The sequence below is a fragment of the Leucobacter holotrichiae genome (genome assembly GCF_055791005.1).
Genome location: NZ_JBVUAC010000001.1, coordinates 257755 through 270480, shown reverse-complemented (window position 1 = coordinate 270480; position 12726 = coordinate 257755). Strand labels below are relative to the sequence as shown.

The window sequence follows — 12726 nt, the reverse complement described above, 5'->3', positions numbered from 1 at the left end:
AGCGCCCTCCCGCCCCTAACTCCACACACTGGGTGCAGCCGCGCGCGTCGACGGCAGGCGACTCGCCCGGCCCCACGCGAGGACGTCCTCGGGAACGCGCAGCTGATCCGGATCCGCCCCGCTCTTCTCGATGACCTCGGACACCGGCACCGTCCCGCCGCTGCGGCGCAGGATCCGCCCGCGAACCACGGCGCGCGCGTAGACCTCGGGGCGCCCCTGCGCATCGGGGCGCACGAAGCGCTGCTCGATGAACACCGCCTGGTCATCGAAACCGAGGATGCGCGACTCGATCCAGAATCGCATCCACGGATTCAGCGACTTGCGGTACGAGATGGTCTGCCCGACGACGACGGGATACCAGCCCTCGCGCTTGAACAGATCGACGACCCCGTTGCGCTGGATCAGGTCGAAGCGGGCGACATCCATGACCGACAGGTACTTGCCGTTGTTCATGTGCCGCAGCACGTCGAGGTCGGTGGGCCAGACCCGGAAGCGGGACCGCGAGACGTCTCCGAAGCCGAGGCGGCGCCCCCGGGGAGCCACGAACCAGAGATGCCAGAGGGTGCGGAAGAGCATGTGCATCTCGGCAGGATAGGGTTGCCCCGTCCCGTCCGCACCCCGTTTGTGGGGGACCTGCAAGTCTTCGCACCCGGAAGCGGTGTAAACTGTATCGGCGCTGCTCTGGCGCTCGAACCCGATAGAACCCGGAGAACACCCGTATGGCAACCTCGAACGACATCAAGAACGGCACCGTGATCAAGGAGAACGGTCAGCTCTGGAGCGTGGTCGAGTTCCAGCACGTGAAGCCGGGCAAGGGCGGCGCCTTCGTGCGCACCAAGCAGAAGAACGTCGTCTCGGGCAAGATCATCGACAAGACCTACAACGCGGGCGCCAAGATCGAGACCGCCAACGTCGACCGCCGCGACTACCAGTACCTCTACCAGGACGGCGCGGACTTCGTCTTCATGGACAAGAGCGATTACGACCAGCTCACCGTGTCGGGCACCGTCGTTGGCGATGCGGCGAAGTTCATGCTCGAGAACCAGGACGTGCAGATCGCGCTGCACGAGGGCGACCCGCTCTACCTCGAGCTCCCCGCCTCGGTCGTGCTCGAGATCACCTACACCGAGCCGGGCCTGCAGGGCGACCGCTCGACCGGCGGCACCAAGTCCGCCACCGTCGAGACCGGCGCCGAGATCCAGGTGCCGCTGTTCCTCGAGACCGGCACGAAGGTCAAGGTCGACACCCGCACGGGCGACTACCTCGGCCGCGTCAACGACTAGTCGCGTTGTCAGCCCGTACCAAGGCGCGCAAGCGCGCCCTCGACATGCTCTTCCAGGCCGATGTGCGCGGCGAGTCGATCATCACGATCGTGAACGCCGAGGCGCAGCGTGCCTCGGGCGAACCGGATCGTGCGGCCTCCTGGCTGTACGCCCGTGAGATCGTGGACGGCGTCACCGACCACCGCGACCAGATCGACGAGCTCATCATGAGCTACGCGCAGGGATGGACGCTGGAGCGCATGCCCAACGTCGACCGCGCTCTGCTCCGCCTCGCCACCTGGGAGATCCTCTTCAACGAGGAGGTCCCCGCGGCCGTCGCGATCGATGAGGCGGTGGAGCTCGCGAAGGAGTACTCCACCGACGACTCCAGCCGTTTCGTCAACGGCGTGCTCGGCCGCATCGCCGACTACGCGCAGGCGTGATCGTTTCGGCTCCCGAGCGCTCCGAGAGGGCCATCGGGTGCCACCCGGCCTGCTAGTATTGAGAGAAATGTGATCCTTTAAGTCCGTCCTGTGAGGCGGGAAAGGAGTACCGGAACTGTGCGTACCCTCCTCTACGCCGATGACATCTCGCGAGCGCTGACTCGTATCTCGCACGAGATCGTCGAGGCGAACAAGGGAACCGGCGACCTGATGCTCGTCGGCATTCCCCGCCGCGGCAGCCTGCTGGCGCATCGCATCGCCGCGATCATCTCGCGCATCGAGGGCGTCGACGTGCCGGTCGGCAGCCTCGATGTCACCATGTACCGAGATGATCTCTCGCGTCAGCCGGCCCGCGCGCCGCAGCCGACCGAGATGCCGGTGGCCGGCATCGACGGCGTCACGGTCGTGCTCGTCGACGACGTGCTCTATTCGGGCCGCACGGTGCGCGCCGCCCTCGATGCGTTGAACGACCACGGACGCCCGCGCGCGGTACGGCTCGCCGCGCTCATCGACCGCGGGCACCGCGAACTGCCGATCCGCGCCGACTACATCGGCAAGAATCTGCCCAGTTCCAAGCACGAGCGCATCTCGTTGCGGCTCGAGGAGCTCGACGGCATCGACGAGGTCGCGATCGGCGGCATCGATGAGGGGGTCCGCTCGTGAGGCATCTGCTCGATACGCGCACGCTGAGCCGTGACGACGCGATCCTCATCCTCGACACCGCCGAGGAGATGGACGCGGCCCAGCAGCGCGAGGTGAAGAAGCTGCCCGCGCTGCGGGGCAAGACCGTGGTCAACCTCTTCTACGAGGATTCGACCCGCACCCGCATCTCGTTCGAGGCGGCCGCGAAGCGCCTCAGCGCCGACGTGATCAACTTCAGCGCCAAGGGTTCGTCGGTGAGCAAGGGCGAGTCGCTGAAGGACACCGCGCAGACCCTGCAGGCGATCGGCGCCGACGGCGTGGTGATCCGGCACCCCGCATCGGGCGCCCCGGACCGCCTGGCCCGCAGCGGGTGGATCGACGCCGGTGTGCTCAACGCGGGCGACGGTACGCACGAGCACCCCACGCAGGCCCTGCTCGACGCGTTCACCATGCGTCGGCGCCTCTTCGGCGACGCGAGTCGCGGCCGAGACCTCGACGGTGTCTCCGTGGTCATCGTCGGCGACATTGCCCACTCGCGCGTCGCCCGCTCGAACCTGTGGCTGCTGAACGCGCTCGGCGCGCAGGTGAGCTTCGTCGCCCCCGAGACCCTGCTGCCCTACGGCGCGCGGGAGTGGCCGGTGAAGCTGCACCACTCGCTCGACACGGCGCTGCGCGAGGAGCAGCCCGACGTGGTCATGCTGCTGCGCATCCAGACCGAGCGCATGCACGCCGCTTTCTTCCCGAACGAGCGCGAGTACGCGCGCAACTGGGGACTCGACGACGCCCGCCTCGCCGGGCTCACCGAGCGTGCGATCGTGATGCACCCCGGCCCCATGAACCGCGGCCTCGAGATCTCGTCGCGCGCTGCCGACTCCGATCGCTCGACCGTGCTCGAGCAGGTCGCGAACGGCGTATCGGTGCGCATGGCGGCCCTGTACCTGTTGTTGAGCGGATCCGAACGGAGCACCCATGAGTAACCCCGACATCCTGATCCGCGGCGCTCGCCTCGCGGCCGATCTCACGGAGCGCGGCGGCGACCTCCTCGCTGCGGAGCCCGTGGATCTGCGGATCTCCGGCGGCCGCATCAGCGAGCGCGCGACACAGGGCGGCCTCGCGCCGCGCGACGGCGAGCGGATCATCGACGCCGACGGCCTCGTCGCACTGACCGGCTTCGTCGACCTGCACACCCACCTGCGCGAGCCGGGGTTCGAGCAGTCGGAGACGGTGCTGACCGGAACGCGGGCGGCCGCGGCGGGCGGTTTCACGAGCGTCTTCGCGATGGCCAACACCATGCCGGTGCAGGACACCGCGGGCGTGGTCGAGCAGGTGCAGTCGCTCGGTGACGCCGCGGGGTACGCGACGGTGCGTCCCATCGGAGCGGTCACCGAGGATCTCGCGGGGGAGCGCCTCAGCGAGATCGGAGCCATGGCGCAGTCGCGCGCCGCGGTGCGTGTGTTCTCCGACGACGGGAAGTGCGTGCATGATCCGCTGCTCATGCGGCGCGCCCTGGAGTACGTGAAGACCTTCGACGGCGTGATCGCGCAGCACGCGCAGGATCCGCGTCTCACCGAGGGCGCGCAGATGAACGAGGGTGCCCTGTCGAGCGAGCTCGGCCTCAAGGGCTGGCCCGCGGTCGCCGAGGAGTCGATCATCGCCCGCGACGTGCTGCTGGCCGAGCACATCGGTGCTCGCCTGCACATCTGCCACCTGTCGACCGCGGGCTCGGTCGAGGTCGTGCGCTGGGCGAAGGCCCGCGGCGTCCAGGTCACGGCCGAGGTCTGCCCGCACCACCTCATCCTCACCGAGGAGCTCGTGCGCAGCTACGACCCGCGCTACAAGGTCAACCCGCCGCTGCGCCGCGAGGAGGATGTGCGCGCGCTGCGCGCGGCCGTCGCGGAGGGCGTCATCGACATCATCGCCACCGACCACGCGCCGCACCCGATCGAGGCCAAGGAGTGCGAGTGGGACGTCGCCGCCTTCGGCATGGTGGGCCTGGAGTCGGCGCTGCCGATCGCGCTGCTGACCCTCGTGAACGAGGGCCACGCCAGCTGGGCCGAGATCGAGACGCTGCTCTCGCGCAAACCCGCCGAGATCGGGCGCCTCGAGGGGCACCCGGCCGCGCTCGCCGAGGGCGAGAACGCCGACCTCGTGCTCGTCGACCCGAGTGGCGCGAGCGAGTTCGAGCTGTCGAGCCTGCAGGGCCTCAGCGTGAACTCGCCCTACCTGGGCATGGCGCTGCCCGGCCGCGTCGCCTACACGGTGCGCCGCGGCTACCTGACGCTCGACGACGGCGAGCTGGTCGACGCGCCGAGCGTCGCCGCTGCCGCGGATCAGGCTCGGGAGGGCGCCCGATGAGCGCCTACTCGCTCGCGATGCTCTTCGGCGCCGTCGGCGTGCTCGTGCTCATCGCGATGTGGTTCGCCTGGCGTGCCCGCGGCGAGCGTGATGCCACGGTGACCGCTTCGTCGCGGGAGCCGGGCGGCGAGGTGATCGACCGCTTCCCGCGCGCGGCATACGTCTCGACGACGGCGGAGGAGGCTCCCCTCGAGCGGATCGCCCTGCCCGGTCTGCGATACAAGGGCTACTCCGATCTCACCGTGCGCCGCGACGGCGTCACCATCGAGGTCACGGGCGAGCGGCCCGTGCACATCGCAGCGGATCGCGTGCTCGGCGTCGACACGACCGGGATGCGGATCGGCAAGGCCGTCGAGCAGGGCGGGCTCTCGCTGCTCGTCTGGCGGGCCGAGCGGGTGCACGACGGCGAGACCCCCGGTGATAGCGCCGGGAGCGGCCGCGTCCTCGAATCCAGCTTCCGCTTTGCGGACCCTACCGAGCAGCGGCGCTTCGCAGAGGCGATCTCCGCGCTCCGCGAGAACAAGATCCAGCACCAGGCGTGAGTGTCAGAGGTGCCCGAGACAATGAACAGACCGCACACGACCCAGGAGGACTCGTGACCACGAATTCGATCGAAACCGGAGTGACCGTTCCACCGGCCTCCGCACGCCCCGAGGGCGGCGCGGTGCTCGTGCTGGAGGATGGCACGCGCTATTCCGGACGCGCCTACGGCGCCACCGGCCGCACACTCGGCGAGGTCGTCTTCTCGACCGGCATGACGGGTTACCAGGAGACGCTCACCGATCCCTCATACGCGGGTCAGATCGTGCTCATGACCGCCCCGCACATCGGCAACACCGGCGCGAACGACACCGACATGGAGTCCCGCAAGATCTGGGTGTCTGGCTTCGTGGTGCGCGACCCCGCGCGCCGCGTCTCGAACTTCCGCGCCGAGCGCTCGCTCGACGAGGACCTGGTGAATGACGGCGTCGTGGGTGTCTCGGGCATCGATACCCGCGCCGTCACGAGGCACATCCGCTCCGCGGGGGCCATGCGCGCCGGTATCTTCTCCGGCTCCGACCTGGGCCTCTCCGACGCCGAGCAGCTCGCGCTTGTGCGCGAGCAGGCCGAGATGGCCGGGCGCAACCTGTCGGACGAGGTGTCGACCGCCGTCCGCTACGACGTGCCCGCAGCGGACGGCGTGGAGCGCGTGGGCTCGATCGCGGTGCTCGATCTCGGCATCAAGCGCGCCACCGTGCAGTACCTCTCGGAGCACGGCTTCGACGTGATCGTGCTGCCTGCCTCGACCTCGCTCGATGAGGTGCGCGCCATCGCCCCTGACGCGCTGTTCTACTCGAACGGTCCGGGCGACCCCGCCGCCTCCGGCGAGCAGGTCGTACTGCTGCGCGAGCTGCTGCGCGACGGCATGCCGTACTTCGGCATCTGCTTCGGCAACCAGCTGCTCGGCCGGGCGCTCGGCTTCGGCACCTACAAGCTGCCCTTCGGCCACCGCGGCATCAACCAGCCCGTGCTCGACAAGCGCACCGGCCGCGTCGAGATCACCGCCCAGAACCACGGCTTCGCCGTCGACGCGCCCATCGAGGGCGTGCTCGACGCTCCCGAGGGCTTCGGCCGCGTGCAGGTGAGCCACTACAGCCTCAACGACCAGGTCGTCGAGGGGCTCGAGTGCCTCGACATCCCCGCGTTCTCGGTGCAGTACCACCCCGAGGCCGCGGCAGGCCCGCACGACGCGTTCTACCTCTTCGATCGATTCCGTCAGCTCGTCAAGGACCGCGCCTCGACTTCGACCAGCTCAGTCAGCGGCGCGGAGGAGACCCACTAATGCCCAAGCGTTCAGACATCAACTCCGTCCTCGTCATCGGCTCCGGCCCGATCGTGATCGGCCAGGCCTGCGAGTTCGACTACTCCGGCACCCAGGCCTGCCGCGTGCTGCGCGAGGAGGGCGTGCGGGTGATCCTCGTCAACTCGAACCCGGCGACGATCATGACCGACCCCGACTTCGCAGATGCGACCTACGTCGAGCCGATCACCCCCGAGGTGATCGAGTCGATCATCGTCAAGGAGAAGCCCGACGCGATCCTGCCGACGCTCGGCGGCCAGACCGCGCTCAACGCCGCGATCTCACTGCACGAGCTCGGCATCCTCGAGAAGCACGGCGTCGAGCTCATCGGCGCGAAGGTCGATGCGATCCAGCGCGGCGAGGACCGCCAGATCTTCAAGGAGCTGGTGATCGAGTCGGGCGCCGACGTGGCGCGCTCGCACATCGCCCACACGCTCGAAGAGGCCAAGGAGTTCGCGAAGGATCTCGGCTACCCCCTCGTGGTGCGCCCCTCCTTCACGATGGGCGGTCTCGGCTCCGGCTTCGCCTACACCGAGGAGGACCTGGTGCGGATCGCGGGCGACGGTCTGCACTACAGCCCCACCAGCGAGGTGCTGCTCGAGGAGTCGATCCTCGGGTGGAAGGAGTACGAGCTCGAGCTCATGCGCGACACCGCCGACAACACGGTCGTGGTCTGCTCGATCGAGAACGTCGACGCGGTGGGCGTGCACACCGGTGACTCCATCACCGTGGCCCCCGCGCTCACCCTCACCGACCGCGAGTTCCAGAAGCTGCGCGACATCGGCATCGACATCATCCGGCGCGTCGGCGTCGACACCGGCGGCTGCAACATCCAGTACGCGGTCGACCCCGAGACCGGGCGCGTCATCGTCATCGAGATGAACCCCCGCGTGTCGCGCTCCTCGGCGCTCGCCTCGAAGGCGACCGGCTTCCCGATCGCGAAGATCGCCGCCAAGCTCGCCCTGGGCTACCGCCTCGACGAGATCCCGAACGACATCACGCAGAAGACGCCCGCGAGCTTCGAGCCCACGATCGACTACGTCGTGGTGAAGGCGCCCCGCTTCGCGTTCGAGAAGTTCCCTGCCGCCGACGACACCCTCACCACGACCATGAAGTCGGTCGGCGAGGCGATGGCGATCGGCCGCAACTTCACGACGGCGCTGCAGAAGTCGCTGCGCTCGCTCGAGAAGCGCGGCACCTCCTTCCACTGGGGCGAGGAGACGCGTCCCGTCTCGGAGATCCTCGAGACCATCAAGCGCCCCACCGACGGCCGCATCGTCGACGTGCAGCAGGCGCTGCGCCTCGGCGCGACGATCGAGCAGGTCTTCGAGGCCACCTCGATCGACCCCTGGTTCCTCGACCAGATCGCGCTGATCAACGAGGTCGCGGAGGTCGTGAAGGAGGCGCCGCAGCTCACGCTCGACGTGCTGCGCGAGGCGAAGGACCACGGCTTCAGCGACGCGCAGATCGCCGCCATCCGCGGGGTGAGCGAGAGCGAGATCCGCGGGCTCCGCCACGGCCTCGGCCTGCGTCCGGTCTACAAGACCGTCGACACCTGCGCGGGCGAGTTCCCGGCGCTCACGCCCTACCACTACTCGTCGTACGACCTCGAGACCGAGGTCGCGGCCTCCGAGCGCAAGAAGGTCGTGATCCTCGGCTCCGGCCCCAACCGCATCGGTCAGGGCGTCGAGTTCGACTACTCGTGCGTGCACGCCTCCTTCGCGCTGAGCGAGGCCGGTTACGAGACGATCATGATCAACTGCAACCCCGAGACGGTCTCTACCGACTACGACACGAGCGACCGTCTCTACTTCGAGCCGCTCACCCTCGAGGACGTGCTCGAGGTCATCCACGCCGAGCAGGCATCGGGCGAGCTCCTGGGCGTCGTGGTGCAGCTCGGCGGCCAGACCGCGCTCGGTCTCGCGCAGCCGCTCAAGGACGCCGGGATCCCGATCCTCGGCACCACTCCCGAGGCCATCGACCTCGCCGAGGAGCGCGGCGCGTTCTCGGGCATCCTCGAGCGGGCCGGCCTGCTCGCCCCGCGCAACGGCACCGCGATCGACGAGGAGGGCGCGATCCGCGTCGCCGAGGAGATCGGCTACCCGGTGCTCGTGCGCCCCTCCTTCGTGCTCGGCGGGCGGGGCATGGAGATCGTCTACGACACCGCCTCGCTGCGCGGCTACTTCGAGCGCATCGAGGGTCACGCCCTCGTCGGCCCCGGCCACCCGCTGCTCGTCGACCGCTTCCTCGACGACGCGATCGAGATCGACGTCGATGCCCTCTACGACGGCGAGCAGCTGTACGTGGGCGGCGTGATGGAGCACATCGAGGAGGCGGGCGTGCACTCGGGCGACTCCAGCTGCACGCTGCCGCCCGTCACGCTCGGCCACGACCAGATCGCCCGGGTGCGCGAGGCGACGCTCGGCATCGCCGAGGGCATCGGTGTCCGGGGCCTGCTCAACGTGCAGTTCGCGATCGGGCAGGGTGTGCTGTACGTACTCGAGGCGAATCCGCGCGCCTCGCGCACGGTGCCGTTCGTGTCGAAGGCGCTCGGCATCCCGCTCGCGAAGGCCGCATCGCGCATCATGGCCGGCGAGACGATCCAGCAGCTGATCGACTCCGGCTTCCTGCCCGAGCGCGACGGCTCGCGCGCCCCCATCGACGCGCCGATCGCGGTCAAGGAGGCGGTGCTGCCGTTCAAGCGCTTCCGCACGAACGACGGCCTCGTCGTCGATTCGCTGCTCGGCCCCGAGATGCGCTCGACGGGCGAGGTCATGGGCATGGACCGCGATTTCCCGACCGCGTTCGCGAAGAGCCAGTCTGCGGCGGGCAGCGAGCTGCCGACCTCGGGCACGGTGTTCCTGTCGGTGGCGGATCGCGACAAGCGCTCCGTGGTGCTGCCCGCGCTGCGGCTGCAGGAGCTGGGCTACCGGATCCTCGCGACCCAGGGCACGCAGGTCGTGCTCGCCCGCAACGGCATCTCCTCCGAGGTAGCGCGCAAGCACAGCGCCCACGCCGAGGGCGACACCATCGTCGACCTCATCAACCGCGGCGAGATCGACATGATCATCAACACGCCGTCCGGCAGCTCGGCGCGCGCCGACGGCTACGAGATCCGCGCCGCGGCCGTCGCCGCCGACAAGCCGATCTTCACCACCGTGTCTGAGCTCTCGGCCGCGGTCGGTGCGATCTCCGCCCAGAAGGTCGGCTTCGACGTGAAGTCGCTGCAGGAGTACCAGGCGGACCGCAACGCCGCCCTCGCCGAGGCGGCAGCGGCGCGATGAGCGGCATCTCCTTCGGTGCCAGGCTCGCGGCGGAGTTCGCCGCGGGCCGGCACCTGTGCGCCGGCATCGACCCCCACGCGCCGCTGCTCGCGGACTGGGGGCTCGGTGACGACGCGGCGGGCGCCGAGCGGATGGGCCGGGAGGTCGTCGCGGCGGCCGCGGGCGTCGCGGCCTGCGTGAAACCGCAGATCGCGTTCTTCGAGCGGTTCGGTGCCGCGGGGTATGCGGCGCTCGAGCGCGTGCTCGCCGACGCGCGCGAGGCCGAGCTGCTCGTGGTGGCAGATGTGAAGCGGGGCGACATCGGGTCGAGCTTCGGCGCGTACGCCGATGCCTGGCTCTCGCCCGGATCCCCGCTCGAGGCCGATGCGATGACCGCTGCAGCGTATCAGGGCTTCGACAGCCTCTCGGGGGCGCTCACCCACGTGCGCGAGAACGGCAAGGGGCTTTTCGTGCTCGCGGCCACCTCCAACCCCGAAGCGCGCGAGGTGCAGCGCGCGGCGCGCGCCGACGGCCGCACTGTGGCCAGCGCGATGATCGACGACGCGCAGGCGTTCAATACCGAGTTCTCGCCGGATGGGGTGGGATCCGTGGGCGTCGTGCTGGGCGCGACGCTCGACCTCGCCGATTTCGGCATCGATACCGCGCGGCCCGCGGCCGGACCCGCGCTGCCCGTGCTCGCACCCGGCTTCGGCCACCAGGGGGCGCGCATCGAGCAGGCCGCCGAGATCTTCGGCGGCATCGGTCACGCCCTCCTCGCGAACGAGTCGCGCAGCATCCTCGCGGGCGGAGTCGACGGCCTCTCCGAACGCGTGCGTCAGCGCGCAGAAGCGATCGCCTCTGCGCTCGCGGGTTCGCACGGTTAGGCTTGTCCGGGGGAGAGGAAGCAGGATCATGAGCACGAACGGGAACTCGCAGGGGCGCACCATGCCCGAGGTCGACCGGGTGGCCGCCAACCGCGCAGCCATCGCGGCTCGAAGAGCGCGCGCCGAGCTCAAGCGCAGACTCCGCAGCGGGGAGGTCTCCCCGCTGCGCGTGCTCGAGCACTCCCGAGCTCCCGGCAGCACGGAGGCCTCACTGCGGATCACCGACTTCCTGCTCTCGTTCCCCGCGATAGGCGCGGTAAAGGCCGATCGTGCACGCGAGGATCTCGGGATCTCGGAGCGCAAGCGCCTCGGCGGCCTCGGAGCGCTGCAGCGCGAGCGCCTCGAGCGTTTCGTACGCGAACGCACGGGCGTCTCCTCAGAGCGTCCGCCGCTCACGGTGCTCGCCGGTCCGACCGCGGTCGGCAAGGGTACGGTCGCCACCTACATTCGCGAGCACTACCCCGAGGTGCGGCTCTCGGTCTCCGCCACGACCCGCGCCCCGCGCCCCGGCGAGGAGCACGGTAGGCACTACTTCTTCGTCGACGACGAGGGCTTCGACCGGATGCTCGCTTCCGACGAGCTGCTCGAGTGGGCGACCGTACACAACAAGCATCGCTACGGCACCCCGCGCGGGCCGGTGCTCGAGGCGTCCGAGCGCGGCGAGCTCATGCTGCTCGAGATCGACCTGCAGGGGGCTCGCCAGGTGCGCGCCAGCATGCCCGAGGCGCGACTGGTCTTCCTCGCACCGCCGAGCTGGGAGGAACTCGTGGACCGCCTCGTAGGAAGGGGTACGGAGAACGAGGAGGAGCGCGCCCGCCGTCTCGAGACCGCGAAGGTGGAGCTGGCCGCTGCCGAGGAATTCGATGAGATCATCGTGAACGATGAGGTGCCGCGAGCCGCCGCGAGGCTTGTCGAACTCATGCGCGGCGAGGCGTAGTGCAGCTGCTCGAAGCGATCGACGAGGTCGCCTCACTCGATCCCAAGCAGTTCTTCGGCATCCCGCTCGCGCTGATCGGCGCGGCGCTGCTCGCCTTCGGTGCGCAGTACCAGTCGCGCGGCCTCAACAAGGTCGAGCGCATCGTCGGTGCGAGCGCCGGCTCGGGACTGTCGCTGCGCCACGTGCTCGGGCTGGTCAGGCGCCCCTCCTGGGTCACGGGCACCCTGCTGCTCGGACTCGCCGTCGCCTTCCAGATCGGCTCGCTCGCGCTCTCTCCGATCATCATCGTGCAGCCGATCGGCGTAGTCGGCCTCGTGATCACCTCGATCCTCAACTCGCGCATGAGCGGTGTGCGGCTCGGCAAGCGGGTACGACTCTCGGTCGCCCTCGCCGTGCTCGGGATCGTCGTCTTCGTGAGCATCGCCGCGTTCACGGCGACCGACCGCCCGGTGACCGACGCGAAGCTCACCACGATCCTCATCACCTTCGCCGTGGTGCTCGCGCTTGCGCTGTCCTCCTTCGTGCTGCTGCGACACCATCGGGTGGCGCTGCTCTACATCGTGGGCGCCGGCGTGCTCTACGGCTTCGTCGCGACCTTCGCGAAGGCCGTGATCGGGCGACTGCAGCAGGGGGAGTTCGAGACTCTCACCTGGCTGTGCGTCGCTGCGCTCGTCGTCGGCGCGCTCCTCGGCATGGTGTTCGTGCAGAACGCCTACTCCTCAGGCCCTCCCGATCTCGTCGTCGCGGGACTCACCGTGATCGATCCGATCGTGGCCGTGCTCATCGGCATCATCGTGCTGCACGAGGCCGCGAATGCCCCCGTCTGGGCGTCGCTCGTCTTCGTTGGCTCGGGAGCGATGGCGGTGGTGGGTGTGATCGGCCTCGCCAAGTTCCACCCGCAATCGGGGCATTCCGCGCTCGACGGGGCTCCGGAGCGCGCCGAAGACACCGACGCCGAGAACACCGGCACCCGCTAGCAAACCCGCGCTCACACCGAGTTCCGCACGGTGAAAGCCCCCAGTCGATACCTCGGGGACACTTGGGTGATTCCTAATACTTGACAAAATTAGGTTCGCCTAACCATCATGTGATGTGGCGCG

12 protein-coding genes are annotated in these 12726 nt (G+C 69.3%); 11 read left to right on the top strand and 1 reads right to left on the bottom strand.

The window, feature by feature from the left end; genetic code table 11:
• Positions 1–15: 15 nt before the first annotated feature.
• Positions 16–582: a thioesterase family protein gene (locus AC0KXF_RS01295; protein ID WP_473107477.1), complete on the bottom strand. Its 567-nt coding sequence runs from the start codon at positions 580–582 to the stop codon at positions 16–18.
• Between the two features lie 137 nt (positions 583–719).
• On the opposite strand from AC0KXF_RS01295, the gene efp reads away from it, so the two are divergent.
• The 11 genes from efp (at position 720) to AC0KXF_RS01240 (ending at position 12603) form a co-directional block, all read left to right on the top strand.
• Positions 720–1283: an elongation factor P gene (efp, locus tag AC0KXF_RS01290; protein ID WP_473107476.1), complete on the top strand. Its 564-nt coding sequence runs from the start codon at positions 720–722 to the stop codon at positions 1281–1283.
• A 5-nt stretch (positions 1284–1288) separates the two neighbouring features.
• Positions 1289–1705: a transcription antitermination factor NusB gene (gene nusB / locus AC0KXF_RS01285; RefSeq protein ID WP_223044002.1), complete on the top strand. Its 417-nt coding sequence runs from the start codon at positions 1289–1291 to the stop codon at positions 1703–1705.
• A 90-nt stretch (positions 1706–1795) separates the two neighbouring features.
• Positions 1796–2368, top strand: coding sequence for a bifunctional pyr operon transcriptional regulator/uracil phosphoribosyltransferase PyrR (gene pyrR, locus AC0KXF_RS01280; protein ID WP_473107475.1), 573 nt, complete (start codon positions 1796–1798; stop codon positions 2366–2368).
• Complete coding sequence (locus AC0KXF_RS01275; RefSeq protein WP_473107474.1) at positions 2365–3324, top strand: aspartate carbamoyltransferase catalytic subunit; 960 nt, start codon at positions 2365–2367, stop codon at positions 3322–3324. Before pyrR ends, AC0KXF_RS01275 begins: the two co-directional genes overlap by 4 nt.
• A complete protein-coding gene (locus tag AC0KXF_RS01270) occupies positions 3317–4702 on the top strand; it encodes a dihydroorotase (RefSeq protein ID WP_473107473.1) in 1386 nt (461 codons plus the stop codon). The genes AC0KXF_RS01275 and AC0KXF_RS01270 overlap by 8 nt, the downstream gene beginning before the upstream one ends.
• A complete protein-coding gene (locus AC0KXF_RS01265) occupies positions 4699–5244 on the top strand; it encodes a PH-like domain-containing protein (RefSeq protein WP_473107472.1) in 546 nt (181 codons plus the stop codon). Before AC0KXF_RS01270 ends, AC0KXF_RS01265 begins: the two co-directional genes overlap by 4 nt.
• A 68-nt stretch (positions 5245–5312) precedes the next feature.
• Positions 5313–6524, top strand: coding sequence for a glutamine-hydrolyzing carbamoyl-phosphate synthase small subunit (gene carA / locus AC0KXF_RS01260; RefSeq protein WP_473107882.1), 1212 nt, complete (start codon positions 5313–5315; stop codon positions 6522–6524).
• Complete coding sequence (gene carB / locus AC0KXF_RS01255) at positions 6524–9826, top strand: carbamoyl-phosphate synthase large subunit (protein WP_473107471.1); 3303 nt, start codon at positions 6524–6526, stop codon at positions 9824–9826. Before carA ends, carB begins: the two co-directional genes overlap by 1 nt.
• Positions 9823–10689 (top strand): orotidine-5'-phosphate decarboxylase, encoded by an 867-nt coding sequence (gene pyrF / locus AC0KXF_RS01250; RefSeq protein WP_473107470.1) that lies wholly within the window; start codon positions 9823–9825, stop codon positions 10687–10689. Before carB ends, pyrF begins: the two co-directional genes overlap by 4 nt.
• 28 nt (positions 10690–10717) lie before the next feature.
• Positions 10718–11626 carry a guanylate kinase gene (gmk, locus tag AC0KXF_RS01245; protein ID WP_473107469.1) on the top strand — a complete coding sequence of 303 codons (909 nt, stop codon included), beginning with the start codon at positions 10718–10720 and terminating at the stop codon, positions 11624–11626.
• Positions 11626–12603, top strand: a complete 978-nt coding sequence (locus AC0KXF_RS01240; protein WP_473107468.1) for a DMT family transporter — start codon at positions 11626–11628, stop codon at positions 12601–12603. The genes gmk and AC0KXF_RS01240 overlap by 1 nt, the downstream gene beginning before the upstream one ends.
• Positions 12604–12726 lie beyond the last annotated feature (123 nt).